Source organism: Candidatus Berkiella aquae (assembly GCF_001431295.2).
Classification (GTDB): domain Bacteria; phylum Pseudomonadota; class Gammaproteobacteria; order Berkiellales; family Berkiellaceae; genus Berkiella; species Berkiella aquae.
In genome coordinates this window covers 2,272,934-2,299,426 of the sequence record NZ_LKAJ02000001.1, presented here as the reverse complement: position 1 = coordinate 2,299,426, position 26,493 = coordinate 2,272,934, and the positions used below count along the sequence as shown (strand labels likewise).

General features: G+C 41.7%; 28 protein-coding genes. 19 read left to right on the top strand and 9 right to left on the bottom strand.

Going from position 1 to position 26,493, the window contains the following annotated elements; genetic code table 11:
* Window positions 1-53 precede the first annotated feature (53 nt).
* Window positions 54-1,046, top strand: a complete 993-nt coding sequence (locus HT99x_RS10210; protein WP_259566310.1) for a transposase — start codon at window positions 54-56, stop codon at window positions 1,044-1,046.
* Here HT99x_RS10210 and HT99x_RS10205 read toward each other — a convergent pair.
* The 4 genes from HT99x_RS10205 to HT99x_RS10190 form a co-directional block, all read right to left on the bottom strand.
* Window positions 1,043-1,300 carry a hypothetical protein gene (locus HT99x_RS10205; protein ID WP_259566308.1) on the bottom strand — a complete coding sequence of 86 codons (258 nt, stop codon included), beginning with the start codon at window positions 1,298-1,300 and terminating at the stop codon, window positions 1,043-1,045. The two genes, HT99x_RS10210 and HT99x_RS10205, sit on opposite strands and share 4 nt — an antisense overlap.
* A 191-nt stretch (window positions 1,301-1,491) precedes the next feature.
* Window positions 1,492-2,022: a DUF2062 domain-containing protein gene (locus HT99x_RS10200; protein ID WP_075065016.1), complete on the bottom strand. Its 531-nt coding sequence runs from the start codon at window positions 2,020-2,022 to the stop codon at window positions 1,492-1,494.
* Window positions 2,023-2,352: 330 nt separating this feature from the next.
* Window positions 2,353-2,775 carry a hypothetical protein gene (locus HT99x_RS10195; RefSeq protein ID WP_075065018.1) on the bottom strand — a complete coding sequence of 141 codons (423 nt, stop codon included), beginning with the start codon at window positions 2,773-2,775 and terminating at the stop codon, window positions 2,353-2,355.
* A 286-nt stretch (window positions 2,776-3,061) separates the two neighbouring features.
* Complete coding sequence (locus HT99x_RS10190) at window positions 3,062-3,598, bottom strand: DUF2062 domain-containing protein (RefSeq protein ID WP_075065019.1); 537 nt, start codon at window positions 3,596-3,598, stop codon at window positions 3,062-3,064.
* 64 nt (window positions 3,599-3,662) lie between these two features.
* Between HT99x_RS10190 and HT99x_RS10185 the strand changes: the two genes are divergently transcribed.
* The gene (locus tag HT99x_RS10185) at window positions 3,663-4,169 is read left to right on the top strand and encodes a GNAT family N-acetyltransferase (protein WP_075065020.1); all 507 of its coding nucleotides are present in this window, start codon (window positions 3,663-3,665) and stop codon (window positions 4,167-4,169) included.
* Here the strand turns inward: HT99x_RS10185 and HT99x_RS10180 are convergent.
* Window positions 4,161-5,531 (bottom strand): hypothetical protein, encoded by a 1,371-nt coding sequence (locus HT99x_RS10180; protein ID WP_075065021.1) that lies wholly within the window; start codon window positions 5,529-5,531, stop codon window positions 4,161-4,163. The genes HT99x_RS10185 and HT99x_RS10180 overlap by 9 nt on opposite strands.
* A gap of 90 nt (window positions 5,532-5,621) precedes the next feature.
* Window positions 5,622-6,197 (bottom strand): DUF2062 domain-containing protein, encoded by a 576-nt coding sequence (locus HT99x_RS10175; protein WP_075065022.1) that lies wholly within the window; start codon window positions 6,195-6,197, stop codon window positions 5,622-5,624.
* A gap of 32 nt (window positions 6,198-6,229) precedes the next feature.
* Here HT99x_RS10175 and HT99x_RS10170 point away from each other — a divergent pair, with 32 nt between their 5' ends.
* The 7 genes from HT99x_RS10170 (at window position 6,230) to HT99x_RS10140 (ending at window position 13,359) form a co-directional block, all read left to right on the top strand.
* Window positions 6,230-8,542: a DNA internalization-related competence protein ComEC/Rec2 gene (locus tag HT99x_RS10170; protein WP_075065023.1), complete on the top strand. Its 2,313-nt coding sequence runs from the start codon at window positions 6,230-6,232 to the stop codon at window positions 8,540-8,542.
* Between the two features lies 1 nt (window position 8,543).
* Entirely contained in the window at window positions 8,544-9,182 is a 639-nt protein-coding gene (locus HT99x_RS10165; RefSeq protein WP_075065024.1) for a MotA/TolQ/ExbB proton channel family protein, read from the top strand.
* Between the two features lie 70 nt (window positions 9,183-9,252).
* Window positions 9,253-9,687: a biopolymer transporter ExbD gene (locus HT99x_RS10160; RefSeq protein WP_075065025.1), complete on the top strand. Its 435-nt coding sequence runs from the start codon at window positions 9,253-9,255 to the stop codon at window positions 9,685-9,687.
* Window positions 9,688-9,831: 144 nt separating this feature from the next.
* The gene (gene msbA / locus HT99x_RS10155; protein WP_075065026.1) at window positions 9,832-11,631 is read left to right on the top strand and encodes a lipid A export permease/ATP-binding protein MsbA; all 1,800 of its coding nucleotides are present in this window, start codon (window positions 9,832-9,834) and stop codon (window positions 11,629-11,631) included.
* Window positions 11,628-12,692 (top strand): tetraacyldisaccharide 4'-kinase, encoded by a 1,065-nt coding sequence (gene lpxK, locus HT99x_RS10150; RefSeq protein ID WP_075065027.1) that lies wholly within the window; start codon window positions 11,628-11,630, stop codon window positions 12,690-12,692. The genes msbA and lpxK overlap by 4 nt, the downstream gene beginning before the upstream one ends.
* Window positions 12,649-12,825, top strand: coding sequence for a Trm112 family protein (locus tag HT99x_RS10145; RefSeq protein WP_075065028.1), 177 nt, complete (start codon window positions 12,649-12,651; stop codon window positions 12,823-12,825). Before lpxK ends, HT99x_RS10145 begins: the two co-directional genes overlap by 44 nt.
* 51 nt (window positions 12,826-12,876) lie before the next feature.
* Entirely contained in the window at window positions 12,877-13,359 is a 483-nt protein-coding gene (locus tag HT99x_RS10140) for an arsenate reductase/protein-tyrosine-phosphatase family protein (protein ID WP_083482760.1), read from the top strand.
* On the opposite strand, the gene HT99x_RS10135 is transcribed toward HT99x_RS10140, so the two are convergent.
* Window positions 13,354-14,403, bottom strand: coding sequence for a hypothetical protein (locus HT99x_RS10135; protein ID WP_075065029.1), 1,050 nt, complete (start codon window positions 14,401-14,403; stop codon window positions 13,354-13,356). The two genes, HT99x_RS10140 and HT99x_RS10135, sit on opposite strands and share 6 nt — an antisense overlap.
* 151 nt (window positions 14,404-14,554) lie before the next feature.
* Window positions 14,555-17,161 carry an Rne/Rng family ribonuclease gene (locus tag HT99x_RS10130; protein WP_075065030.1) on the bottom strand — a complete coding sequence of 869 codons (2,607 nt, stop codon included), beginning with the start codon at window positions 17,159-17,161 and terminating at the stop codon, window positions 14,555-14,557.
* Between the two features lie 351 nt (window positions 17,162-17,512).
* On the opposite strand from HT99x_RS10130, the gene rluC reads away from it, so the two are divergent.
* Both rluC and HT99x_RS10120 read left to right on the top strand, forming a co-directional pair.
* A complete protein-coding gene (rluC, locus tag HT99x_RS10125; protein WP_075065031.1) occupies window positions 17,513-18,475 on the top strand; it encodes a 23S rRNA pseudouridine(955/2504/2580) synthase RluC in 963 nt (320 codons plus the stop codon).
* Between the two features lie 9 nt (window positions 18,476-18,484).
* Complete coding sequence (locus HT99x_RS10120) at window positions 18,485-19,432, top strand: S49 family peptidase (protein WP_075065032.1); 948 nt, start codon at window positions 18,485-18,487, stop codon at window positions 19,430-19,432.
* Between the two features lie 84 nt (window positions 19,433-19,516).
* On the opposite strand, the gene HT99x_RS10115 is transcribed toward HT99x_RS10120, so the two are convergent.
* Window positions 19,517-20,095 carry a Maf family nucleotide pyrophosphatase gene (locus tag HT99x_RS10115; protein WP_075065033.1) on the bottom strand — a complete coding sequence of 193 codons (579 nt, stop codon included), beginning with the start codon at window positions 20,093-20,095 and terminating at the stop codon, window positions 19,517-19,519.
* A 103-nt stretch (window positions 20,096-20,198) separates the two neighbouring features.
* Here HT99x_RS10115 and HT99x_RS10110 point away from each other — a divergent pair, with 103 nt between their 5' ends.
* From HT99x_RS10110 to fabF, 8 genes are all read left to right on the top strand, one after another.
* Window positions 20,199-20,705 (top strand): YceD family protein, encoded by a 507-nt coding sequence (locus HT99x_RS10110; protein WP_075065034.1) that lies wholly within the window; start codon window positions 20,199-20,201, stop codon window positions 20,703-20,705.
* Window positions 20,706-20,740: 35 nt separating this feature from the next.
* Window positions 20,741-20,935 (top strand): 50S ribosomal protein L32, encoded by a 195-nt coding sequence (gene rpmF / locus HT99x_RS10105; protein ID WP_075065035.1) that lies wholly within the window; start codon window positions 20,741-20,743, stop codon window positions 20,933-20,935.
* A 6-nt stretch (window positions 20,936-20,941) separates the two neighbouring features.
* Window positions 20,942-21,979 (top strand): phosphate acyltransferase PlsX, encoded by a 1,038-nt coding sequence (gene plsX, locus HT99x_RS10100; RefSeq protein ID WP_200957081.1) that lies wholly within the window; start codon window positions 20,942-20,944, stop codon window positions 21,977-21,979.
* Window positions 21,976-22,986, top strand: coding sequence for a beta-ketoacyl-ACP synthase 3 (locus HT99x_RS10095; protein WP_075065037.1), 1,011 nt, complete (start codon window positions 21,976-21,978; stop codon window positions 22,984-22,986). Before plsX ends, HT99x_RS10095 begins: the two co-directional genes overlap by 4 nt.
* 26 nt (window positions 22,987-23,012) lie before the next feature.
* Complete coding sequence (fabD, locus tag HT99x_RS10090; protein WP_075065038.1) at window positions 23,013-23,966, top strand: ACP S-malonyltransferase; 954 nt, start codon at window positions 23,013-23,015, stop codon at window positions 23,964-23,966.
* Window positions 23,967-23,987: 21 nt separating this feature from the next.
* A complete protein-coding gene (gene fabG / locus HT99x_RS10085) occupies window positions 23,988-24,743 on the top strand; it encodes a 3-oxoacyl-ACP reductase FabG (RefSeq protein WP_075065039.1) in 756 nt (251 codons plus the stop codon).
* Window positions 24,744-24,903: 160 nt separating this feature from the next.
* A complete protein-coding gene (gene acpP / locus HT99x_RS10080; RefSeq protein ID WP_075065083.1) occupies window positions 24,904-25,143 on the top strand; it encodes an acyl carrier protein in 240 nt (79 codons plus the stop codon).
* Window positions 25,144-25,196: 53 nt separating this feature from the next.
* Entirely contained in the window at window positions 25,197-26,447 is a 1,251-nt protein-coding gene (gene fabF, locus HT99x_RS10075; RefSeq protein WP_075065040.1) for a beta-ketoacyl-ACP synthase II, read from the top strand.
* Window positions 26,448-26,493: the final 46 nt, after the last annotated feature.

Genomic DNA, 26,493 nt, shown 5'->3' with positions numbered 1-26,493 from the left:
ATTGCAACATGATTACTGTACATTATACAAATTGCAGTACAGGATGTTGTTGTATGACCATTGCACGTTCTTTTCAAATTGATCTAACTATTTCTCATTATTACCATTGTATGATGCGCTGTGTGCGCCGTTCATACCTTTGCGGACACGATAATGAAACAGGGCATGATTACTCTCACCGTAAACCTTGGATTGTTTCACGTATTAAACATTTAGCTTCTATTTTTGCTATCAAAGTATGTGCTTATGCTGTCATGAGTAACCATTATCATTTGGTTTTATTTGTGAATGATTCCGAATCTCAAGCTTGGAAACCTGAAGAGGTAATTGCAAGATGGGCTCAATTATTTCCAAAAGATGCAAAATCGATCAAAATGCTCTCAAAAAATGAAATAGAGCATAAAATTGCATTATGGCGTTTACGACTAATGGACATTAGTTGGTTTATGCGATGTTTAAATGAATCAATTGCTAGACATTCCAATAAAGAAGATGACAAAAAAGGAAGATTCTGGGAAGGGCGTTTCAAATCACAAGCCTTATTGGATGAAGGTGCGATATTAAGTGCTATGGTTTATGTTGATTTAAACCCTATACGAGCGGGTATGGCTTTTACACCCGAAACGTCTGATTTTACATCCATTCAAGATAGATTAAGCTGTTTAGCAAAACAGCTTAAAGACGAAGCAAGTCCAAAAAAGCTTAATAGCTTAAAACAACCTAAGCATTTAATGCCTTTTCTAACAATGGGTAATCAGTGCATTGATTTTGCATTATCTGATTATTTGCAATTAGTTGATTCAACAGGACGAATTTTTCGAGAAGGTAAGCGAGGAGCTATTCCGCAAGATATTGCTCCAATTTTATCAAGATTACATTTGAATCCTGGTACTTGGCTGAGTATGGTAAAAAATTTACAAACAAATTTTTCTTATGCGGTTGGTCATACTGCAGTCTTAATAGATTTTGGTCGGAATTATCATTGCAAAACCCCCAAAGGGCTTATAGTAACAAAAAAATATTATTCGGATGTTGCTTCATTTTAAAAATGTGTGATGGCTTCAATTCTTTCCCAGATTGGAGTTGTAGGAACAAATTTTTCATAATCAACGATTGCGACTTCCCAATAATGTCGGCTTCGATAAGGATCTAAAGCGTTTACCAAATCGTCATGTTCGGGATGAGCAGCCCAATCTTGTAATGTAGTTTCATTTTGAAATACAACTATAATGTTGATGCAATCATTACTATCTTGTTGAGCATCATGCTCAACGCAAATATACCCGTTTTGTTGGCTCATGATTGATTGAACTCGAGGAAACCAATTTTGATGGAAGTAGGCGATCCCTGCTGAAGTTAGATAATGCCTTACGTAAACCTTAAACATGATATTCAGGACATCCAAAATATTTGATTATAACGTTTTAAAAGGTTTTAACCAATTGGATGTCCTGCGGATTGCTCGGTAAATGGATTATGATATCCTGCAGATTAATCAGCTAATTCGATGGCATTTGTGGTTATGCTACGACGAACTTGGCGTTCTTCCCAACTTTTAGCAACAGTGTAGCGCCAGTAGGTGCGTACCAGTAGATTGCCGATGATTGCTAAGAAGGTGCCGCAGATCAAACAACCTAAAGTAAGAGGCTGCCATACATCTAACAAAACTTGCCATGAATGGAAGTCTAAATCTTGGAAAGAATAGCCAAGCAGACTTGCTCCAATAGCATAAGCAAAGCCAAACATAGGGATCATCGTGAGAGGGTTTACTACCCAACACGATACAATGGCTATGGCAAGATTAGCGCGAAACAGAATGGCAAGAATAGCTGCCACAATCATATGGCCAGGTAATGGAATATATCCAACAAACAGTCCAATGCTAACTGCTGTTGCAACACAGGAGCGGTTTAAAAACCAAAGATTGGGATCAGTGGCCCACTTCCCGAGCATTTTGAGACTTCGATTATTTTGAAGCTTGTGAGGTGAAGGCATTATGCGCTTAAATACTTTTTTTGCCATATTGCCCCCTATTGAATCATTCAACTTAGAATAGTAGTCATAACTCAGGTGTATGTCCAGTCCAATCAGAAGTGTAATAAGGAAACTCGTCAGAAAAGTAATATTTGGCATTTGAATTGATGTATATACTCAGAAAAATTCTTAAATGGTGATGTTTGCAAGCGCTTTGTGGCTGTCCCGTAACAAGCCCTGTTGTGGCTGTCTCGTAACAAGCCTTCTGTGGATGTCCTGCAGCACTATCCTGCAGCACTACCAGCAGAGAAATTTGGCTTTGCAGCATAATGGTCGTGAGTCGTAGAAAGAAAAAGCGTCCTTGCTTCATTTCTATTCTTACATTTTCTTTTTCGATTTGTGGTGTCTTTTTTGTTTTGGGGTAACAAATGGATTGGGTTGATCTAGATTAAATCTTTTTTTGTGCTGTTCAAAAGAAATAGCAAGTTTCATGAGATCCTTCTTTGTTAATTTACCACCGCCACCTACTTCAGTTTTAAAGAAGGCAGAAGGCATTTCTGCTTCATTTTCTTTGTCGGAATTTTCGTTTGAATCAGAATTTCTTTTTTCTGCTTTATAAGCACTCTTAAGTTCCTGTTCTTTTTTTAGTAAGTATTCATTAAAATCTTGGTGAGTATAAAAATATTGTTGATTGCCTATTCTATCTTTATAACTGTTAGTGGGTAATTTAGGTGAATGAAGAAAAGTCGGCAAAATAGGTTTTTCGAGTGAAATAAGTGAAGATGGTCCAGATGCTTTCATGGTAAATGCCTCATTGTTAAAATCCATTGTTAAAACAAGAGGGGGAAAACTTGATTGGCACCACCACTCTTTCAAGTAGTGATGAGCCCGTTTAATGATTAAACTAGGTAGTACCAGTTCTCTTACCAATCCATTCAGAGAAGACCCATCAGAGGTATAACATTATAGATTTAATTATATTTCAGTGATAATCCATTCATACAACGATGAGTTACCGTATATCGCACTATATTCGAACATTTTAGATTATATAATAATACTAAGAATATAAGAAAATGGAATGTGATTAAATGATGACATGAGAAGAAGCGGTGCGCTGCTTTTTGCGATGATTCCAAGCTCTGACAACATGAAAGCGCCACCAAAGTCGTACCCAAAGATTACCAATCAATGCAAAAAGCATCCCCAACATAAATGAGCCAACCAGAAGCGGTGCAGCAATATGTTGTAATTCATGATAAAGCCAACCAAAAGTCATCTCAATATGAAAAGGGGTGGGTTTTAAGTGTAATAAAAGCGTACCGACTTTATAAGACATATAAATCATGGGTGGAATAGTCAGCGGGTTAGAAATCCAAACTAGTAGGATGGAAATCGGTAAATTTGCGCGTAATAAGATGGCAATAAAGGTTGCCATCAGCATATGCCCTGGAAATGGCATAAACGAGATGAAAATCCCAATACTCACGGCAGTCGAAACACTATAGCGATTCAGATGCCAAAAATTGGGATTATGAATAAAATTCCCAAAATAGCGTAATTGTGGAATACGTTTAATTTTATCAGTAGTTGGCAATATTTGCTGGAGCCACTTTTTTGGCATGCTATTATGAATGTTCTTTGGGACCGTGTTATGGTTCAGTATAGTCAATTACAGAGATAGATAAATGCTGGAAGTTAAACCATTAGAAGAAAATCAAATCTCCACTATTGTGGCGGCATTTACCCAAATTGGTTGGCATAAGCCTAGTACATTGTTTTTACAATATTTGCAGGAGCAAGCTAATCAACAACGCTTTATTTGGATAGTAACGGAGCAAAACACTTTTGTGGGGTATGTTACGTTGAAAAGAGATTCGCTCTATCAACCGTTTCGTGAAAAGCATATTCCCGAAATTAGCGATCTTAATGTGTTGCCCTATCATCGTAAAAAGGGGGCGGGAACGTTACTACTAGAGACTGCCGAACGCCAAGCCGCTAGGTGGGGCAATAAAATGGTGGGTATAGCTGTAGGTATGAACGCTGATTATGGTCAGGCACAGCGCCTTTATATCAAACGACATTATGTGCCAGATGGTCGGGGACTTACCTATCAATATCAGCAGGTTATTGCAGGACATCCATATCCTGTTGATGATGATTTGACTTTGTGGTTTACAAAACAATTAAAATAAAATGATTCGTGGCGTTATTTTCTTGCGTTGTTCTTCCATCGTTATTTCTTCTTGAGCGGTTGCTTTTGCAAGCTCGAATGCAGGTACTAGTGCGGGCTTTAACTTCGATGGAGAAGATAAATCCGTTGGAGTGGGCAGCTTTGTTAGAAATGCCTTGCTAGGTGTGGAATACGGAGAATTGATCGCGGCTCGCAATTTTACGGTAGGTGGTGTCATAGGCTTCACGGGCGCCACAGGTTTTTGCCGTACTTTTCCAGAAAATTTAGCAATAATACTATCACGCACAGGCCGTACATCAGAGAGGCAAACGGGAGAAAGTGTTAACATATTGAATGTCACTTTAGCGGAGTGTTTAAAGTTCTTACCAGCACCATCTTTGATCGTGAGAGTTAATTTCTTTAACCAGCGCACCTTCTCGAACCCAGGAACCCATTCAGGGGTTGCTGAAACATAAATTACTGCAGGGCCATTTTTCATGTAGAGCAGTCGTTTAATAGCGCGGTTTACCAATTCCATTGCCGCATTAGCTTGACGGGTTCCAATGCCCATATTCTGCACTGTTTGTGATTTGTCACCAAAAAATTCATGGGAAAGAAAATGGCAATGTTGGGCTTCACCATCATTAATTTCAACCCCAGCTTTGCGTAATGCTTGGGTTGCAGCGATACCCATAACCTCATTTTGTGAAATCTTACGAGGATTTTCACCCGCTTTTTTGCGTTTACGTTTTAAAGCTTCTACCGCTTTAATAGCTTTTTTTGTCACTGCTATATCAACCATCCCAGTCATCTTAGCAGCAGGAATAGGAGATTTTTTGATCCAGGCTGCTGGTTTATCAGGGATAGTTAATTCTTTTTGAGCCTTTTTGTCTTCGGAGATAAAGACACTCACAACCCCGTCATCACATTGAATAATTCGAGAAGGATATAATTTACTGCCAAGCGGGGTAACCAGATGAGACGTTTTAGGGCCTGCATCTGGTGTTGATAATTTATATTGGGGTGATTTCAGTAATATCGATGAATGCTTTTTCTTTGGCGTAAACAATACCGTTTCATCTTCACAAACGGATGCATTCGTTGTGTTGATAATCGCGACCTTCTTCGCAGGAGACGTTGCGCTTTTCATTAAACGAATTAAATTTTCAGTGGTGAATTCAGTGGTGTTTACGGCTCTGCTTTTACCACGAGGGTTATAGGCGCCATCTCTATTTTTTTTCCGTCGGCGTTTGGGTTTTACGACCGGTTCGCTTTCGTCTTCTGAATAGGAAGTATCATCGCTAAGTTGATCCCCTTCCCCTTGATTAGCATTTTTTTGCTGGGGAGGCGTGTTTTCTTTGTCTTGCGTTTTATTTTTGGGCATATACACGGATTACTACATAGGAGGTTTGTCAGCATTATAAAGAAGTGCCTGAATTATTCAAGTTATCTGAAATAATATGAATAACTTATATTAAGAAATAGGGGGTTTTGTTCGCTTTTTTTTACGTGTGCTCTTCTTTTTACGACGAGCTAGACTGCGGGCGGTGTGTCGTTCGCGCCATGCTTTAATAATGGCCCAACGCCAAATTAAACGAATAATAATATTACTCAAAATAGCAGCAACAATGGCAACAATGACGGAGCCCACAACAAAAGGTAAACCAATCCCACCAATTTCTTTCATTAACCACTCAAATGAAAGTTCAAATTTAAAATGCTGTGGTGGGGTTTGTAGGACGAAAGTGCCTACTAAATAACAAAAATATGCTATTGGGGGTGTTGTTACAGGGTTGGTTACCCAAGTCAAGGCGATAGCGATAGGTAGATTGCCACGTAAAAGAATTGAAAGAGTGGCAGCTAATAGCATTTGAAAGGGGAGGGGCATTAATGCTGCAAATAAACCCGCACTAAATCCCATTGAAACGGAATAGCGATTCAAGTGCCATAAATTGGGATCATGGATTAATTTACCAAAAATTTGTAGGTGTTTATCGCTTTTAATTTTTTTTGTATCTGGTAGAAACCGTTTAAAGAGTTTTTTAGACATGGCGCAATCAATATACAAAAAGGATGTAGTTGATGTTGATCCTATTTGCTCTAGGTACGTTATTGGGTGCGACGTTGCTCAATTTCTTTTCTACCCTTCCTCAAATTGATTATGTGGTATATGGGGGAATTAGCAGTTCGCTTTTATTTGTTTGTATATCAACTAACAAATTATTACTTAAGCGCTTAAGTTTCTTCCTATTATCAAGCATAGTCGGTTTTTGCTTTACCTATCAACATGCGAGTACTCGGCTTGCCTGGTCATTGCAACCCGCTTACTGGGGAGAAACGTTAATGGTCACAGGAACGGTGATGGGGATCAGTCAATGGTATGAACAAACATTGAGATTTGATTTGGCAGTAGAAGAGATTAATCATGAGCGGATACCTGCGACACCCAAAATTCGCTTATATTGGTCCAAGGCAAATGAATGGTTAAAAGAAGGAGATAAGATAACCGCAACGGTTAAATTACAACCTCCTTGGCATTTAGCAAATCCAGGAGGGTTTGATCAGCAAAAACAATTTTTTATCGAAGAAATTCGAGCCGTTGGTAAACTGGTCGCCATCCACTCTATTCAATTTTGCACTCAAAAATCCATCACGCGTTTGAGGCTGTATTTGAATGAACAGATAGCGCAAATATTAGCAACAAAGCCATTACTGGGTGTCATTCAAGCAACAACATTAGGACTTTATAAGAACATTCCTCCCAGACAGTGGCAAGTATTTTCAATGACAGGAACAACGCATGCTATTGCTATATCGGGTTTGCATATCAGTTTAGTCGCGTTATTGTTTGGAGGGTTTGTGACCTGGATTGCCAGGCGAGTGACGGTTTTGACCCTATTATGTCCGGCTAAATTTTATGGTGCAGTCGCTGCTATGTTAAGCGCGACGTTGTATTGTGCATTAGCAGGCTTTTCGATCCCAAGTCAGCGTAGTTTAGCGATGATTTTAGTTGCTTTATTTGCATTGGTAACCAGACAAAAAACGCTTTCTTGGCATTTATTAGCATTAGCATGGCTAGGAATGGGTATAGTGGATCCTTTGGCAACCTTACAAATGGGTTTTTGGCTGTCCTTTGGGTGTGTTGCTGCATTAATTTATGGTAGCACACAACACCATAGCATGGGGCGTTGGCAGAAGTGGGTTATGCCACAGTTGGTCGTTTTCATTGGATTATTCCCTTTGGGGGTTTTTTTCTTTCGTCAAGCAGCTTTGCTATCCCCTTTGGCAAATTTTATTACTTTGCCTATTATTAATTTTTTGGTGATTCCGCCTAGCTTATTAGCCCTAATTTTATTGCCACTTTCGTCTTCATTAGCTTCATTGGCGCTCAATATTGCTCATGAAGCTTTATTTTACACTTGGTTGATATTAGAAAAAATTGCAGACTGTTCGTGGGCACTGTGGCAACCTGGAACCATGCCGATATTTCGTTGCTTACTTGCCTTTTTTGGGGCAGTTGTTTTATTGGGTCCCAAAGGATTGCCAGGAAAAATGTTGGGCTGGTTTGGTTTCTTGCCAATGATTTTTTATCAGCCCAATCTTATTCCAGAAGGAGAATTTCGCTTAAGTGTACTAGATGTAGGGCAGGGGTTAGCTGTTGTCATACAAACACGACATCATGTTTTACTCTATGATGTGGGGCCTCAATATGGCAGTGAAAATGATGCCGGCAATAGGGTGATTAAACCTTATTTACAAGCACAGCAAATTAAAAAAATTGATAGTATTATCATCAGCCATGGTGATTTAGATCATCGGGGTGGATTAAATAGTTTGCATCCTCTTTTACAAGGACACATTCTTTCCAGTGAACCAGAGCGTTTGACTCAACTAGCACAATACTGTGTTGCACCTTCTGCATGGGAATGGGATGGGGTGCAATTTAAAATACTCAGTCCAACGGCAGCAGGTTATAAGAAAAGAAATGATCGTTCCTGTGTCTTAAAAGTGATGACGCAAAAGCAAAGTGTTTTATTGACAGGCGACATTGAAAAAGCGGCAGAACAAACGTTATTAGCAACGGTGCCTGAGTTAATATCCAGTTCTATTATCGTTGTGCCGCACCATGGTAGTTTGACGTCATCCTCATTTGAATTTGTTAAACAAGTCGCTGCAAAATATGCTTTGTTTCCAGTGGGATTTAATAATCGCTATGGCTTTCCTAAAACAGAAATTCTAGAACGATATCGGAAGGTGGGCAGTGAAAATATTGTTATTGCCCAAAGCGGTGCGGTGATTTTTCAATTAAATAATAAAGATGAATTGACACCCCCTATTCGTTGGCGCGACACTTCTTTAAAGTACTGGCATACCCTAGTCACATCAGGAGAGTGAAATGGTTGACTTATTACTGGCAGGAGGCTGGTTAATGTTTGTGCTGTTGGGGTGTTCTATTATCGCTCTAACCATCATTGTTGAAAGAATGTGGGTGCTAAAAGAACGTAAAATTGCACCAGCCGACTTAGTTCAGCATGTGCTTAAAAGCCTTGTATTGCGAGAAGCAAAACCACTGAAATTATCTGAGCTTGCCAACAGCAGTCCGCTAGGGCTGATTTTATCGCGAGGCTTACAGCATTCTGAGCAGGGCGTGAGTGTGATGCGGGCACGGATGGAAGATCAAGGGCGTCAAGTCATTATTGAGCTAGAAAGATATCTTAATACATTGGGTAGCATCGCCTCTGCAGCGCCTTTACTGGGGCTCTTAGGTACTGTGTTAGGTATGATTCAAATTTTTGCCGTATTGGGAGGAACGCCTGATCCACAAGCTTTAGCAGGCGGGATTGCACAAGCACTGTTAACAACGGCTTTTGGTCTTTTTATTGCGATTCCTTGCCTTTTATTTCATCGTTATTTTCGGCGCCGAATAGATGAGTTTGCTATAAAACTTGAAAAAGAATCACAAAAACTCGTTGATGGTTTAAAAGCAATCGCACCAGCGATTGTCGCAAGGCGAATGGATCAGGTAGAAAATTGAGATCCATCACGATGGCAAGCGGTATCGTGTGATTTGAGTATATTAGTTGGTGAACTTATGGTAAACTGCGATGAAATTTAGTGAAAGACGTCAGGAAGAATCGGGGATCGATCTCACTCCTTTTATCGATGTCGTATTTATGCTATTGCTGTTTTTTGTCGTTTCCACCACTCTCTTTAAGGAGGTTACTCAACTTAAAGTAGAGTTGCCAGAAGCTCATGCAAAAGCAGTGGATAAAAATAGTCATTGTTTAGAGGTTGGGATTGATGAAAATGGGCAATATTTCTTGGATGGAAAGCCCGTAGGCCCCCAATATAAACGTCTTAAAAAGATTTTAGCTGAAAAACTGAGGGAAGATAAGTTACTACCATTGGTGATTGTTGGCGATAAAGCTGCACCCCACCAAGCGGTTGTGTCGGCATTGGAAGTCGCAGCAGAGTTAGGCGTGACACAAGTGCAAATTGTTGCAAAACAGGAAGCACGCCAGCAGGACAATGGTTTATAGTCACAGTAGATTATTTTTCGGCTAGGCGGCAAGCCTCGAACAACCGGAGTGTATAAAAAATACATGAGGATTGTGAGATGGCGAAGCCAACAACGCCGAAAATTCAGCTACAAAGACTATAGTAATATAGGTTTAAGTATACGTATGACATCTCCTCACACTTCCCCTATATCCGGCAAAGTGGTTTATCGTCGTTTGTTATCTTATGTATGGCCTTATCGCTATGCATTTATGTTAGCCATCCTTGGTAACATTCTTTATGGCGTCATTGATGCAGGAATCACCAAATTACTTCAGCCTTTGTTAAATCAAGGCTTTGTTGATCATGATGTAACCTTTATTCATTGGATCCCTTTTGTGGTGATTGGCATTTTTATTTTAAGAGGGGTAGCCACGTTTCTTTCGACATTCTTCATGGGATGGGTTGGTCGTAATGTGGTGATGAACTTTCGGCAAGAAATGTTTGCACACATGATGCGCTTGCCAACAAGCTATTATGATCATACAAGCTCTGGCGAAATTTTATCGAAAATTATCTATAACGTAGAACAAGTCGCAGATGCGAGTAGCGATGCGTTAACGGTATTGGTGCGAGAATCTTGTACTGCCATTGGTTTAATTGTCGTTATGCTGTCAATTAGCTGGCGCTTAACATTACTTTTCATTATCACCGTACCACTGATGGCAATTATAATGAGTGGTGTCAGTAAAAGAATGAGGGCAGTGAGTGCTCGTATTCAAGCTTCCATGGGTAATGTCACGCATGTCGCCGAAGAAGCGATTGAAGGTCAAAAAGTGATTAAAGCGTTTGGAGGCCAGGCTTATGAAACCGAACAATTTAAACAAGCGACACAGAATAATCGTCGCCAAGAAATGAAATTAATTGCCACTTCAGCTACCAGTATCCCCATGATTCAGGTTATTGGTTCGGTTGCTTTAGCGATTACTGTTTATTTAGCAACCTTAAATCCTGAACATGTGCTTAGAACAGCGATTACACCAGGCGCATTTGCAGCGATGATGGCTGCGATGATCATGCTGTTAAAACCCATTAAACAGTTGACTAAAGTGAATAGCAATATTCAAAAGGGGATTGCAGGGGCTGCGAGCATTTTTGCCTTTTTAGATGAGAAGCCTGAAGTCGATACCGGAACTCAAATCATTCCATCCGTACAAGGCAATATGGCGTTTCGCCAGGTTTCTTTTAGCTATGCCGCAAGCGAAGGGCAAAAGACACTGAGCAATATCTCCTTTGAAGTGAAAGCCGGTGAGACCATTGCTATTGTTGGGCGCTCTGGTGCAGGTAAATCAACCATCGCTAGTTTATTGCCTCGTTTTTATGAAGCGCAAGGTGAAATCTTAATTGATGGCGTCAATGTCAAAACGATGCCGCTATCTCATTTGCGCAAACAAATTGCGGTTGTTTCTCAACAAGTGACGTTATTTAACGATACCGTGGCTCGCAATATTGCTTATGGGCAAGATGATGCAACCAGAGAACAAATTATAGCAGCGGCCGAATCGGCATATGCCATGGATTTTATTGAAGGTTTGCCAGAAGGATTGGATACATTAATTGGTGATAACGGCGTGCGTTTATCCGGTGGACAACGGCAACGGATTGCAATTGCGAGAGCGATTCTGAAAAAGGCGCCTATCTTGGTATTAGATGAAGCCACCAGCGCTTTAGATACGGAATCAGAAAGACACATTCAAGCCGCTTTGGATAAACTCATGGCTTCGTGTACAACCTTAGTGATTGCCCATCGATTATCAACGATAGAAAATGCTAATCGGATCATGGTGATTGATCAAGGTCGTATTGCTGAAATGGGCACCCACGAAGCATTAATGGCGAAAAAAGGGCTCTATGCTAATTTGAGATTAATGCAATATAACCAAGTGACTGCAACAATTCCTGAGTTGGAGTTAGAGACAAATTGAGGCAAGCATTACTCAACTTTTGGTATCGAAAAAGTAGCATCGCCAATTTATTAGCACCGTTTTCTTGGTTGTTCCAAGTAGTCGCAAAGTGTCGCTATTTTTTTTATCGTTATGGTGTTGGCCAACAAGAATTTACGGTACCCGTTATTGTCGTTGGCAATATTACCTTAGGTGGTACAGGGAAAACCCCATTAGTTTCATGGCTTGCCAATGAACTGAAACAACAAGGGTTAATGCCAGGTATTGTGATGCGTGGTTACGGCGTCGACCTTGGGGGTGAAACCCGCATTGTGACTGATGAATGCTTGGCGAAAAACGTAGGTGATGAGCCTTTACTCTTAAAACAAAAAACCGATTGTCCTTTGGTCATTGGCAAAAATCGTCCTCTTGCGGTTTCGCATTTATTAAAATCTTTTCCACAGATTAATATTATTATCAGTGATGACGGGTTACAGCATTATGCTTTGGCGCGAGACATCGAGATTGCGGTATTAGATGGGCAACGCCGTTTAGGCAATGGCCATTGCTTACCCGTTGGGCCACTGCGTGAAAATAAGCGGCGCTTGAAATCCGTAGACTTTGTGGTTGCGAATGGCACAGCATTACCAGGTGAATGGGTGATGGGAACGCAATTAGGGAATACCTGTTATGCGATTCATAACCCAGAATTAAAACAATCACTCGAGGATTGGCAAGGCAAAAAAGTACACGCGGTTGCAGGCATTGGCAATCCCGATCGTTTTTTTGCTGCATTAAAAGCCAAAGGTCTAGAAGTGATTGCGCATCCTTTTCCCGATCATTATGATTTTAAGCCCGAAGATATTTGTTTTAATGATGATATCCCGGTCGTGATGACAGAAAAAGATGCAGTGAAATGCCGTGCTTTTTTATACCCACAACAGATGAATCACGAAGCCAACAACACCGAGGATTCCTTTGTGAAGGGTATATGGTGCATTCCATTAGAAGTTAAATTACAAGAAGAGTTTCGAGAACAGTTACTAAGGAAAATCTACAGTGGACAAAAAATTGCTCGACATATTAGCCTGCCCGCTTTGTAAACAGCCACTGATTTATAAAAAAGACAAAAAAGAATTAATTTGTAAGTTCGATAAACTTGCTTATCCTATTCGTGATGAAATTCCCGTTATGTTAGAAGAACAAGCGCGACGCATCGAATCCGATGAAGTATGAGCGTCCCTTTTTGGCTCATTTGAACGTTCCTATTTCATGGAGAAATAGGGGGTGATCGAACCTATTAAAGTGCTTTTTGTCTGCACCGCAAATTATTGTCGCTCACCCTTGGCTGAAGTGATTTTTAGTGAGCTGCTGGAGAAAGCACATTTAGCGGAATATTTTTTTATTGATTCGGCTGGTACGCATGGGGTATTTGCAGGTGCATCGCCTGATCCGCGATCTCAAGCCATCGCGCAAAAGCATGGTCTTAAGATGCAGCATATTGTATCTCGCCAAATCACTTTACATGATTTCCATTACTTTGATTATATCGTCGCGATGGATCATTCCAATGTAGAACATTTGATGGCGCTGTGTCCTAGCGCATTTCAAAGCAAAATATCGTTGTTATTATCTCATGATGCTGAATTAAGCAGCGATGTTTTTGACCCTTATTCTGGTGGTGAACAAGGGTTTGAGCAGGTATTTGATCTGATTGTTAAAGGTGCGCAAGGGCTACTTGCAACCATTAAACAAAAACATAACTTATAACCCAGCTAATTCCAAAGTGGATGTCTTTTTCTCTTCCTCAATCACGCTGGTGGGTGTTGGTTGAGCCGGTGCTTCGATAACAACAGTCGGTGTTGGTTGAGGAGCCGAAGTTTGAAGATACTGCGTTAAAATGGGCTCACTTACAACCGGTCTGGCTGATGAGGGCGATGCCTCTGAAGAGGAGCTAGAGGTTAAGCTAGACAGTTTAAATGCATCAACTTCAGCCCATCGCTTCTCATCATCATCATCGCTGCTGTTGGGTGTACCCCCGGAGACTCGCAGTTTTTCTAATCTCGCAGAGAGATCGAGATCGACTGGGAATCCCTCTGTAGGGAAAACGCTATCCCAGTCCTCATTGGCAACAGGTTTGATCGCAATAGGAGTTAAGGTAGCGAGTATATCGGTTAATACAACAAGTGAAGACTGGTATTCTGTTAATAATTTAAAAGTAGTCTGACTATCGAATATTGTTCCAAAATATTCAATGGCAAAACGTTCGCAGGGGGTAAGCATTGCAATATTCGCTGTTAATTTCGCCAGGGGGTCATTGAAGGTATTTTTCAATAAATCTTCAGTAGATCCTTTTATAATTTGAGGATGTTTTCTTAAATAGTCCTCAAGTGAATGCTCTAAGTTTAACTTAATTTCTGCTAGCGCTTTTAATGCAGTTAAATCTAATGTTATGAAACTTTGATTGTGAAGTTTTTCTGAATTCTTGATTAGTGCTGCTGATAGAAGCCTACAGCCCTCTTTGAGGATGGTTAAATTGCCTTGGACAGTCAGCATATAAAGATGTGCTTTTTGTGCCAAAGTCGTTACGACTTCGTTTTCAGGATATCTATCGGTTAAATGCCTAATATCGAGTAACTTAATTTTATTGCCCGATCCTGGTTCAAAGAAAGTTTGTTGCTTGAAAAATTGATTAATTTTTTCCTGGTGGTAAACACTTTCTTCTTCGCACTGTAGCAGGAGCTTAGAAAGTGTTTCTAGACAGGATTCTACAGTGAGTTTTTCGAAATGAGTTGGGCCTTGATGAAGTGACATAAAACCATCCCGCTATGATACAACGAATTTATCTGAAAAATTCACAGAAACTGGGGTAACGATATATCACAAAGTTATATTGTTTGCAAAGAAGCGAACTTAATAATGAGTCTGCCAAGATACTTTAGAATATCTTGGCAGATTAAAAAGATTACTCGGTAGAGCTATCTTCAGAGGTTTTTTCTTTTTCTTTTACTATATGCATACGCACAGGTTCTGCAGGCTTGGCGCTAGTTATTACCGCTTCGCGTTTGGTACTAATTTGCGTCATGTGCTGAGTTTCGCTGACAATAACCGGTTCATTACTTAAAGTCACTTTGGCAGCAGCTTCTTGCTGTGGTGTGAGTTTTAAGAAACTGGTGTTGTCTTGCGCTTTGCGATGTAACCCCGTATGTACAGGTGCTTTGGGCGCAGGTGCAGCAATCGGTGCTACTGGTGCTGTTGCGACAGGAGCAACAACCGGCGCAATAGGTGCAGCAGCAGCAGCGGGTGCTAAAGCAACGGGTGCTGGAGCTGCAACAGGTGGTGCAGAAATCACTGGAGCAGATGTTGCCACCGGTGTTTGCGCAACAGAGATCGCAGGTGTTTCCGCCATTGCAGGAGCTGGTGCTGCACTTTGATAATCATAAGATGACATTGCGACGGATTCATGTTCAACCGTGGCGTTTGATTTATGTTGGTGATCATCGCGCTGACGACCTTGGTTGTGTCGACGATTGCGTTGATTTTGATTACGACGATTACCACCACGTTCGCGATTATCTCTGACTTCTTTATTATCTCGATTATCGCGGTTTTCATGTCTATCGCGGTTTTCATGTCTATCGCGGTTTTCATGTCTATCGCGGTTTTCATGTCTATCGCGGTTTTCATGTCTGTCGCGGTTTTCATGTCTGTCGCGGTTTTCATGCCTGTCGCGGTTTTCATGTCTGTCGCGGTTTTCATTCCTGTCACGATTACTACCACGTTGATGGCGGCCACGGCGGTTGTTTTGTCTTTGGCCGTGGTGACGGTGTCCTTCTCTAGTGCCTTCAGAGCGAGACGATGAAGAGGATTGCGAAGAAGTTGTGGTTTGCTCAGATTTTTCACCTGCACCAAACATCGCAGACCAAATGCGTTTAATAATACCCTCACGATTCATAGGACCGGTTGTTGGAGCAATCGGGGGGGTAAACTGCTTAATTGCAGGCTCATCGATCTTTTCAGCAGGTTTGCTTTGTAAAATCGTTTGGTCTTTGGTTTCTTGACGACTGATAAATTTATAACTGGGCACATCTTCTTGAGCAGAGGCCTCATCAGCGCGAAGACGATTGATCTCATAATGCGGTGTTTCAAAACGTGGATTGGGTAAAACCAAGATACGTATACCATATCGTTGTTCGAGCTGGGTAATCGCATCTCGTTTGTCATTGAGCAAATAAGCCCCTAATTCAACAGGCACTTGAATATTGACTTGGCGTGTATGCTCTTTCATTGCTTCATCTTCAATAACGCGTATCAGCGCTAATCCTAAAGATTGAATGCCACGAATGACCCCCTGTCCATCACAACGTGGACAAGAGACATGGCTTGAATCACCTAATGAAGGGCGCAAACGTTGTCTAGACATTTCCATTAAACCAAATCGAGAGATTCTGCCTAATTGGATACGTGCACGATCTGCTTTGAGTTCTTCTCTTAATTGGTTTTCGACCATCCGTTGATTTCGGGTTGAATTCATGTCAATGAAATCAATGACAATCAAGCCACCAATATCTCGTAAGCGTAATTGTCTTGCAATTTCTTTCGCTGCAGCCAGATTGGTTTGAAGAGCCGTTTCTTCAATATCACTACCTTCGGTTGCTTTTGCCGAGTTAATATCAATGGCAATTAAAGCTTCTGTTGGGTCAATGACAATAGATGCCCCATTTTCAAGTAATACCTCACGTTTGAAAGCAGACTCAATTTGGCTTTCGATTTGGAAGCGATTAAACAAGGGGATAGGATCTTGGTAACGCTTTATTCGCTCTGCAAAATCGGGTCTGACAACTTGAATATGCTTTTTCGCATGTTGATAAGCTTCTTCAGAGTCAACCAAAATTTCTGAAATATCGGGTCTTAAGTAATCCCGTAAAGCGCGAATAATGACATCACTTTCACGGTGAATGAGAAAAGGAGCAGGGCGTTCATTCGCGGCTTGCAAAATGGCTTGCCATTGACTGAGAAGAACATCTAAATCCCAACGTAATTCTTCGATATTACGTCCAACACCAGCTGTTCTCACGATTAAACCCATTCCATCAGGAAGCGGTAATTGATTCAGGGCATCTTTGAGATCGTTACGTTCATCGCCTTCAATGCGTCTTGAAATACCACCGGCACGAGGGTTATTGGGCATTAAGACTAAGTAGCAACCCGCTAAACCAATAAAGGTTGTCAGTGCTGCCCCTTTATTGCCGCGTTCTTCTTTGTCAACTTGAACCATGATTTCTTGGCCAGGTTTGAGTGCATCGCGGATGTTAGGGCGTCCGCCTTCGTTTAAAGAACCTGGGCTGAAATACTCTTTAGCAACTTCTTTTAACGGCAAAAATCCATGTCTATCTGGACCATAATCAACAAATGCAGCTTCTAAGCTAGGCTCAACGCGTGTAACGCGCCCTAAGTAAATGCTAGCTTTTTTCTGAGTGCGACCGATTCTTTCAATATCAAGATCAGTGAGGGTCTGTCCATCGACGAGTGCGACACGCAATTCTTCTTTTTGCGTGGCATTTATAAGCATTCTCTTTATCATATTTTTCCAACGTATCAGTTATTTTGTTTAAGTGCTGTTACATCCCCGATGCTTCATGGGGGTGGAGCCGAATAGGGGTATCTTAAGCTTGAAATCAACCAGCGCGTTTCGCTTGGGATACCATTGTGTAGCGTCTACTATCTAAGGGGGGTTATTTTTGGCCTTGGCCTAAACCCTGTACTGCCCCTATTGGCAACCTTGTTACAAAGTAAGCTGGTTAAATTTTTTACCAAGCACTTGCAACTATTGTATTTTATCAGTTTTTCCGATGTCGAACTAGCTGAAGCAAAATGCTAAAATAAGCGGACAAACGGTAATCCACAGTATATAATCCATTCTATGTTAGCCAGTCAGCAGCCACTAAATCAGGTACAACAAATTGTTGTCACCGAAAACCATGCCGGGCAAAGAGTTGATAATTTTCTCTTTACTTTGTTGCGTGGTGTTCCAAAGAGCAAACTTTATCGAATTATTCGAAAGGGTGAGTTACGCGTGAATAAAAAACGCGTCGACGTCAGTTATCGCCTCGTAGAAGGGGATACGGTTCGTATACCTCCACTTCGCTATGAGGAAAAAGAAGTACCTGTTAAAAGTTCTCCAGGTAGCAGAACATTAAAAAATATAGAAGATTCAATTGTTTACGAAGATGATCACTTATTGATCATTAACAAGCCTTCGGGCATAGCCGTTCATGGTGGCAGCGGTATCTCTTGGGGACTTATTGAGGCTCTTCGCCAACTACGTCCTTATTCGCCGTTTTTAGAATTAGTACACCGACTTGATCGAGACACCTCCGGTTGTGTCATGATTGCAAAAAAACGTTCTATGCTGCTGCACCTGCACGAATGTTTGAAAACTGGCAATATTCAAAAAAATTACTTTGCTTTGGTTGCCGGCGCATGGCGTGGCGGGAAAATGGTGGAAGCGCCATTACATAAATATGTGTTACCTTCAGGTGAACGCATGGTGAAAGTGGTCGATGATGGAAAATTTGCACAAACTGCTGTGAAAATTTTAGAATCGTATCCTCAGGCCACTTTATTGCAAGTATCGCCTTTGACAGGACGTACACATCAGATCCGAGTGCATTGCGCTTTTATGGGACACCCTATTTTAGGGGATCAGAAATACGGAGATTCTGAAAAAAATCATCAAGCAAAGGCAATGGGATTTACGCGTCTGTTTTTGCATGCGCATCAATTGACAATCGAGTTACCCAACAAGTCGGAACGTTTAACGGTGACTTGTCCTATGCCTTCAGAGTGTCAGCAATTTTTAGCGAAATTAAAATCACAAACATGAGGAAATCCTATGCAGGATCAGGTTGAGAAGTCTCCCCAGTGGGAACGAGATGTATTAGAAAAGGCATTAACCGCTAGCGTAACAGAGCATCGACGTTCACGCCGCTGGAGCATTTTCTTTAAACTGATTATTTTGGCTTATGTTATCTTCTTAACCACGGCCTGGTATCAAGGGAAAGCAAAACCTGTGTTAAAGGATCATGTCGCATTGATTGATGTAATAGGCACAATTGGCCAAGGCCAAGAAGTTGATGCTGATCAAGTTGCGACTAGCTTACATCGTGCTTTTAATGAGCCCAAAGTAAAAGGGATCATTTTAAGAATTAACTCGCCAGGTGGTACGCCTGTACAAAGTGCCTACATCTATGACGAATTAAAACGTCAAAGAGCCTTACATCCCGACAAAAAGGTCTATGCTGTTGCTGTTGATATCTGTGCATCAGGTGCTTATTACGTTGCAGCGGGGGCCGATCAAATTTACGCTAACAAATCGAGTATTATCGGTTCCATTGGCGTATTGATGCCTGGTTTTGGCTTTGTGGATATTATGAAAAAAGTGGGTGTGGAGCAGCGCTCAATGTCTGCTGGGAAAAATAAACTTTTTATGGATCCCTTCTCACCTGTAAAACCAGAACAAGTGGAGTTTACTCAAGCATTACTAGACGATGTGCATTCACATTTTATCAATGCCGTCAAAGAAGGTCGCGGTAGTCGCTTAAAGCCTAATAATGAAGTCTTTACCGGATTATTTTGGACTGGTGATAAAGCGCTAGAAATGGGATTAATCGATGGTATCGGTAGCTCAGGCTTTGTTGCGCGAGAAGTGATTGGGGTGAACGAAGTCATTGATTATACCACTTCACATAGCTTACTCGATCGCTTGGCTTCCCGTATCGGTTCCAGCTTTTCAAAACAACTGAGTTCTGAACTCGGTATTTCAAGCTATTCATTAAGATAATTGAGAATCGCCCACTTTGAATAAAAGGGGGCAGCTCGCACTGCGTAGCAAAAGCTGCGCAGGAAGCGAGCGGGCGATTTCTCTTTAAATCACCGCCATTCCCACTTTTTCTAACATGTCGCATAACGTAATCAGAGGCAGACCAATCATGGCAGTGGGATCATCGCCGTGAAATTTTTCAATTAATGCACTCCCTAAGGTTTCTGATTTGAAGCTACCTGCACTTTGATATGGTTTCTCTTTTTGTAGATAGTTTTCTATCATGCTGGGAGATAGTTTACGGAATGTCACTGAAGTCATAACAAGGCGACAATCTTCAAAGGCAGGATGGGTCGATAGAACACAGATCCCCGTATAAAAATCGACTTTCTGGCCGCTCATTGCAGACAGTTGTTGAGTTGCATTCTCATGCGTTAGCGGCTTGCCAAGCACCTCATTATTTAAAACGGCAAGCTCGTCTGAGCCAATGCAGGTAGCATCAGGATATTGGTTTAAGGCTGCTTTGGCTTTTTCCTTTGAGAGTCGCAGTACCAATGCTTCTATGGATTCGCCATTTTTTGGCTTCTCATCTATGTCGGGTGAAAAACAGCCAAAGGGTATTTTTAAACGAGATAATAATTCTTGACGGTAAATAGAGCTGGAAGCCAATAATAATTTTTGCATGTTAGATAACTATTTTGCTATTAAGCTAGGTTAAGATGAAGCGGGAAATTATATATCTAAGAGGCTTCATGATGCGAAGCATCTTAAAAATGAACTTTTTATCATGACTTTTGACTCTGCGAGTTCGAAAAGATATGATTGGCACCCTATGTTAATCAATGAACTCCCCACAACTATCAATCCACAAAAACTTTGCCAATCAGCACCGATAGGTGGCTCGCACATGGTTGGAAAGATCTCTTTGGGGAAACTTCCAAATCTAGACGAAACCTTAGAAAATCAACCGACGGCGCAAATTAGCGTATCAGTGGTTTTTTCAATGGATTCAGAGGGTTATTGCTGTATTGCCGGCGAATTATCAGTTGATTTATCACTGATTTGCCAGCGCTGCATGCTGCCAATGATTGAGCCAATACGGGCAACATTTTTAGTAAGTCCTGTTGTCAGCGATGTTCAAGCAGAGCAGCTTCCAGCACGCTATGAGCCTTTGATGGTGGTAAATGGGGAAATAGTTGTTACACAATGGATTGCAGAGGAACTATACCTTGCGTTACCCTTTGTCCCTCGTCATGATTATGAATGTGTTAGTCATGATGCATATAAAGAATAATATTTAAACTACTAACTATATAATGGTGAATAGAAATGGCAGTAGGACAGGCTAGGACCACGCGTTCAAAGCGCAACATGAGACGTTCACATGACAAAATCGCTAAGCCGACATTGTCAGTGGATCAAGAAACGGGTGAAACACATCGTCGTCATCACATGACAGCTGACGGATATTATCGTGGTCGTCAGATTATTGCGGCTGCTGCACCTGATGCTGACGAAGAGTAAACGCATTTGAGAAGTATTTGCATCGCATTGGATGCGATGGGGGGCGATTTTGGTCCTAGTGTTGTTGTCCCTGCAGCATTGGACGCACTCGCGCAATACCCTCATCTCAATCTGATTCTTGTAGGAGATGAGCAGAAGCTTTTGCCTTTTTTAAGCGCTGCTTCCTATGATGAATCACGTTTGCGTATACAGCATGCTTCGGAGCAAGTCCTGATGGACGATTCTCCGTCGTTAGCGTTGCGCAATAAAAAAGATTCCTCGATGCGAGTCGCTATTAACCTGGTACAAACCGGCGAAGCTGCAGCATGTGTCAGTGCCGGTAACACAGGCGCGTTGATGGCGATTGCACGATTTGTTTTGAAGACACTACCTGGTATCGATAGACCCGCGATTGTTTATCCTATTCCTGTACGGGTTGACCAAGCTGAAATGGGGCGGTTACGAATGCTTGATCTTGGCGCAAATGTAGATTGTCAAGGCGAACATCTTTTTCAATTCGCTGTGATGGGTTCTGTTTTAGCAGCAGCAATTGATAATATCGATAGACCTCGTGTGGCACTTTTAAACATTGGTTCAGAAGAAATTAAAGGCACTGAAGCCGTTAAACAAGCAGCACAATTATTATCGCAAACCGATTTAAACTATATTGGTTTTGTTGAAGGGACTGATGTCTATCAAGGTAAAGCCGACGTTGTTGTCTGCGATGGTTTTGTAGGTAATGTTGCCTTAAAGACCAGCGAAGGTGTTGCTAAGATGTTAACTAGCTACATTCGTCGTGAATTTACTCGTAGTCTCTATACCAAATTTATCGCATTTTTAGCGATTCCTATTTTACGTTCGATACGTAAACGCTTTGATCCTGGCGAGTATAATGGTGCGACTTTTTTGGGGCTTAATGGCGTTGTTATCAAAAGCCATGGTAATGCACCTCAGCATAGCTTTAAAAAAGCGATCATTGAAGCAATGCTCGAAGCTGAAAAAAACATACCTGAAAAGATTCGATCCGAAGTTGAACAATATTTGGTCAAGCGAACCCCTGTATGAAGTATTCAAAAATTGCCGGTACGGGTAGTTATTTACCCCCAACGATATTTACAAACGCAGATTGGGAACAGCGCGTTGAAACCTCTGATGCCTGGATTTTTGAAAGAACAGGTATTCGTTCGCGACATATTGCAGGTAAAGAAGAATCCGCTTCTAGCATGGCAGCGATCGCTGCTAAAAGAGCGATTGAACAAAGTGGACTCTCGATAGAAGAAATACAAATGATTATTGTGGCGACCGGTACGCCAGATAAAATATTTCCTTCGACCGCCTGTTTGCTACAGCAACGATTGGGAGTGCCAACCTGTATTGCGTTTGATGTGCAAGCAGCTTGTACCGGCTTTATTTATGCCTTGAGTGTTGCTGATCAATTCATTAAAACAGGCGCGGTAAGCAACGCCGTTGTCGTTGGTTCAGAATTAATGAGTCGTGTGATTGATTGGTCTGATCGTTCAACATGCGTATTATTTGGCGATGGTGCGGGTGCTGTTGTTTTAAAAGCAAGCGAAACACCTGGTATTTTATCAACGAATCTTTATGCGCAAGGCAGCTATGGCGATTTCTTAACGGTTGAAAACATGCAGCTTGCTGATTATACCGGCATATTGCCTGGAACCACGAAGACAGAAAACAATAATGCTGATTTGATGGCGCTTAGCCCCTACGTTAAGATGCAAGGGCAAAAAGTATTTAAAATCGCCGTTAGTAAATTAGGCGAAATGGTTAAAGATATACTTGAAAAGCATCAACTGAATTCCGAGCAAATTGATTGGCTCATCCCTCATCAAGCAAACATCCGAATTATTCAAGCAACGGCTGAAAAACTGGGACTTTCTATGGAGAAAGTTATTTGTACCGTTGATACCCATAGCAATACCTCAAGTGCATCCATTCCTCTTGCACTCGATGTGGCCGTAAGAGATGGCCGTGTTAAACCAGGTCAAACGCTTTTATTTGAAGCCTTTGGCGGCGGTTTAACTTGGGGTTCAGCACTCGTTCAATATTAACATCTAAAGAAGACGAATTATTTATTATGGTTAAGCAACTTCAATCACTCGCCTTTGTTTTTCCAGGTCAAGGATCGCAACAGCCTGGTATGTTAAAAGCTGCTTATGAAGCATTTCCAATTGTCCAAGAGACTTTTGCAGTCGCTTCTAAAGCGTTAGATAAAGATTTATGGGCATTTACCCAAGCAGAAAATGAAAGCGAATTGAATCAAACGATGAATACGCAACCTGTGTTACTGACAGCAGGGGTTGCATTGTGGCGTGTATGGCAAGCTCAAAAAGGTCCCATACCGACTTTTCTCGCGGGTCATAGCTTAGGTGAATACACGGCGTTGGTTTGTGCCAATGCGATGAGTTTAGAAGATGCGGTTAAATTAGTGACCTATCGTGGTGAACTCATGCAAGAAGCCGTTCCTGCGGGGCAGGGTGCTATGGCTGCTATTATTGGCATGGATGATGCTTCTGAGTTAGAAGCCGTTTGCCAAGAAGCAGAGCAAGGCGAAGTGGTATCTTGTGCTAATTTTAATGCGATTGGACAAACTGTATTAGCAGGCACCGTGAAAGCGGTTGAAAGAGCCTGTGCCTTAGCTAAAGAGCGTGGTGCTAAAAAAGCGATTGCTTTACCCGTTAGCGTACCTTCACACTGTGCTCTGATGAAGGGAGCTGCAGATAAATTAAAAGAAGCGCTAGGGAATATTCGCATTTCTTCACCCACGATTCCTGTCATTCAAAATGTCGATGTTGAGATTCATCAACATCCTGACGATATTCGAGAACGCCTTGTTAATCAGCTATATCGTCCCGTACGATGGGTAGAAACCGTTCAGCGGTTGGTTAACGAGGGAACACAACAAGTTGTTGAGTGTGGTCCTGGAAAAGTGCTTGTTGGGCTTATTAAACGTATTGATCCATTAATCAAACCTTTAAATATTGAACTTCCTAATGATATGGAAGCAACGTTACTATTACTTAATAGCTAGCATGTAGAGGAAAGAAATACGATGTGGCAACTCTCTTCATTAGAAGGCAAAGTCGCTTTAGTGACTGGCGCTAGTCGCGGTATTGGGCAGGCCATTGCCTTAACTTTGGGGCAAATGGGTGCAACCGTTATCGGTAGTGCTACTTCAGAACGCGGACAAGAGGCTATTTCACACTATTTTGAACAGCAAGGCTTAAAGGGGTTTGGGGTTGTCTTAAATGTGACCGATGCTGCCTCAGTGAATGATACGATTGAGCGGATTACCAAAGACGTTGGGATTCCAACCATATTAGTCAATAATGCAGGTGTTACAAACGATAATTTATTATTGCGTATGAAAGACGAAGAGTGGGAAAACACGATTGATACCAATTTAACCGGTGTTTATCGAGTGACCAAAGCTTGTTTGCGAGGGATGCTGAAAGCAAAATGGGGTAGGATTATTTCCATTAGCTCTGTTGTTGGCGCAACCGGCAATCCGGGACAAGCAAATTATGCTGCGACTAAAGCGGGCGTAATGGCTTTTTCGAAATCATTAGCAAAAGAAATCGCATCTCGAGGGATTACGGTCAATGTTGTCGCGCCAGGTTTTATTGATACCGATATGACCCGACAATTGTCAGATGAACAGCGTCGTGCTTTATTAGAAACGATTCCAGTGGGTAGCATGGGGCAATCGCAAGATATTGCATCTTGTGTTGCGTTCTTAGCTTCCGCGCAAGCGGGCTATATCACCGGTGAAACCATCCACGTAAACGGTGGAATGTATATGAGCTAAATAACAAAATTCTGATTTACCTGAGGAAGAAGGGTGGCGTGAGGCGTGGATTTTTGCTAGCATTTCCGCACATTAAGCCCAGGTGTTTTTTGGGTAGTTAGTTTTTTTACTTATTAAACTATGGAGCGTAAGTCAAATAATGGCTGAGGAACAAGTTGTGATGAACAGCATTGAAGAGCGTGTAACTGATATCGTAGTTGAGCAATTAGGTCTTGAACGCGATAAAGTCCAAGCAGAATCCAAATTCGTAGATGATTTAGGTGCTGATTCACTCGATACCGTCGAGTTAGTAATGGCTCTAGAAGAAGAATTTGAAATTGAAATTCCTGACGAAGAAGCCGAAAAAATTACGACTCTTCGTGAAGCGATTGCTTACGTCGAAGAGCACGCCAAGAAGTAATGCTTTAAGGTGAAGCACTCACCGTGCTTCACCTTACAAGTCAAGGAGCTATTATGAGCAGTCAACGACAACGTCGAGTAGTAGTGACTGGCTTAGGGATCATTTCACCACTTGGAAACGAAGTAGACTCCACCTGGCGAAATATCCTTGCTGGAAAAAGCGGTATCACGCTAATCGACACTTTTGATGTTTCAAACTTTAGTGCAAAAATTGGCGGCTTAGTGCGTAACTTTGACCCCCAGCATTATGGTATTTCTTCAAAAGATACCCGCAAGATGGATACGTTTGTGCAGTACGGTATTGCTGCTGCAGTGCAAGCGATTCAAGATGCAGGCCTATCATCTCATCCAGAGAATGCTTCGCGTATTGGTATCTCTGTGGGTTCCGGGATTGGTGGCTTAGCTTTTATTGAAAAGAATTATGAAGAATTATTAGCATCAGGTCCAAGACGCGTTTCGCCGTTCTTTATTCCGGGCGCCATCATTAATATGATTTCAGGCCATGTTTCTATCATGCATGGTTTTACCGGCCCTAATCTGGCTTTTGCAACGGCTTGCACAACCGGTGCGCATAGCATTGGTATGGCAGCACGTAGCATTGTTTATGGTGATGCGGATGTCATGGTGGCAGGTGGTGCAGAGAAAGCAAGTACCCCGCTTGGATTAGGTGGTTTTGCAGCTTCTCGTGCTTTATCAACCCGTAATGATTCACCCGAACAAGCAAGTCGCCCTTGGGACAAAGACCGTGATGGCTTTGTACTAGGAGATGGTGCTGGTGTGGTTGTCTTAGAAGAATATGAACATGCTAAAAAGCGTGGTGCAAAAATCTATGCTGAATTAGTTGGTTTTGGAATGAGCGCCTCTGCTTTTCATATTACCTCATACTCTGAAGGCGGACTCGGTGAAGCAGCTGCGATGACCAATGCTTTGAAGGATGCTCATTTACCCGTTGAAGAAGTTGATTATGTCAATGCACATGCAACATCGACACCAGTAGGTGACTCTGGCGAGTGTCTAGCCATTAAAGTGGCTTTAGGTGAACGTGCGAAGCAGATCCCTGTCAGTTCAACTAAATCCATGACGGGGCATTTGTTGGGAGCAGCTGGTGCGATAGAAGCCATTTTTAGTATTTTGGCTTTGCGCGATCAAATTGTTCCACCAACAATTAACCTTGAAAATCCTAGCCCAGATTGTGATTTAGATTTCGTGCCTAATCATCCACGTGAAATGAAGTTAGATGTTTGTATTTCTAATTCATTTGGTTTTGGTGGGACTAACGGAGCACTCGTTTTTAAACGAATGTAGTTTTTTAAGGGCGGATAGGTACTCACCGTCGTTGATGGAGAGTACA

Excerpts from the sequence above, each read along its gene's own strand:
- HT99x_RS10210 (WP_259566310.1), top strand. The coding sequence starts at position 54 with ATGACCATTGCACGTTCTTTTCAAATTGATCTAACTATTTCTCATTAT.
- HT99x_RS10205 (WP_259566308.1), bottom strand. The coding sequence starts at position 1,300 with ATGAGCCAACAAAACGGGTATATTTGCGTTGAGCATGATGCTCAACAA.
- HT99x_RS10200 (WP_075065016.1), bottom strand. The coding sequence starts at position 2,022 with ATGGCAAAAAAAGTATTTAAGCGCATAATGCCTTCACCTCACAAGCTT.
- HT99x_RS10195 (WP_075065018.1), bottom strand. The coding sequence starts at position 2,775 with ATGAAAGCATCTGGACCATCTTCACTTATTTCACTCGAAAAACCTATT.
- HT99x_RS10190 (WP_075065019.1), bottom strand. The coding sequence starts at position 3,598 with ATGCCAAAAAAGTGGCTCCAGCAAATATTGCCAACTACTGATAAAATT.
- HT99x_RS10185 (WP_075065020.1), top strand. The coding sequence starts at position 3,663 with ATGCTGGAAGTTAAACCATTAGAAGAAAATCAAATCTCCACTATTGTG.
- HT99x_RS10180 (WP_075065021.1), bottom strand. The coding sequence starts at position 5,531 with ATGCCCAAAAATAAAACGCAAGACAAAGAAAACACGCCTCCCCAGCAA.
- HT99x_RS10175 (WP_075065022.1), bottom strand. The coding sequence starts at position 6,197 with ATGTCTAAAAAACTCTTTAAACGGTTTCTACCAGATACAAAAAAAATT.
- HT99x_RS10170 (WP_075065023.1), top strand. The coding sequence starts at position 6,230 with ATGTTGATCCTATTTGCTCTAGGTACGTTATTGGGTGCGACGTTGCTC.
- HT99x_RS10165 (WP_075065024.1), top strand. The coding sequence starts at position 8,544 with ATGGTTGACTTATTACTGGCAGGAGGCTGGTTAATGTTTGTGCTGTTG.
- HT99x_RS10160 (WP_075065025.1), top strand. The coding sequence starts at position 9,253 with ATGAAATTTAGTGAAAGACGTCAGGAAGAATCGGGGATCGATCTCACT.
- msbA (WP_075065026.1), top strand. The coding sequence starts at position 9,832 with ATGACATCTCCTCACACTTCCCCTATATCCGGCAAAGTGGTTTATCGT.
- HT99x_RS10135 (WP_075065029.1), bottom strand. The coding sequence starts at position 14,403 with ATGTCACTTCATCAAGGCCCAACTCATTTCGAAAAACTCACTGTAGAA.
- HT99x_RS10130 (WP_075065030.1), bottom strand. The coding sequence starts at position 17,161 with ATGCTTATAAATGCCACGCAAAAAGAAGAATTGCGTGTCGCACTCGTC.
- rluC (WP_075065031.1), top strand. The coding sequence starts at position 17,513 with ATGTTAGCCAGTCAGCAGCCACTAAATCAGGTACAACAAATTGTTGTC.
- HT99x_RS10120 (WP_075065032.1), top strand. The coding sequence starts at position 18,485 with ATGCAGGATCAGGTTGAGAAGTCTCCCCAGTGGGAACGAGATGTATTA.
- HT99x_RS10115 (WP_075065033.1), bottom strand. The coding sequence starts at position 20,095 with ATGCAAAAATTATTATTGGCTTCCAGCTCTATTTACCGTCAAGAATTA.
- HT99x_RS10110 (WP_075065034.1), top strand. The coding sequence starts at position 20,199 with ATGACTTTTGACTCTGCGAGTTCGAAAAGATATGATTGGCACCCTATG.
- rpmF (WP_075065035.1), top strand. The coding sequence starts at position 20,741 with ATGGCAGTAGGACAGGCTAGGACCACGCGTTCAAAGCGCAACATGAGA.
- HT99x_RS10095 (WP_075065037.1), top strand. The coding sequence starts at position 21,976 with ATGAAGTATTCAAAAATTGCCGGTACGGGTAGTTATTTACCCCCAACG.
- fabD (WP_075065038.1), top strand. The coding sequence starts at position 23,013 with ATGGTTAAGCAACTTCAATCACTCGCCTTTGTTTTTCCAGGTCAAGGA.
- fabG (WP_075065039.1), top strand. The coding sequence starts at position 23,988 with ATGTGGCAACTCTCTTCATTAGAAGGCAAAGTCGCTTTAGTGACTGGC.
- acpP (WP_075065083.1), top strand. The coding sequence starts at position 24,904 with ATGAACAGCATTGAAGAGCGTGTAACTGATATCGTAGTTGAGCAATTA.
- fabF (WP_075065040.1), top strand. The coding sequence starts at position 25,197 with ATGAGCAGTCAACGACAACGTCGAGTAGTAGTGACTGGCTTAGGGATC.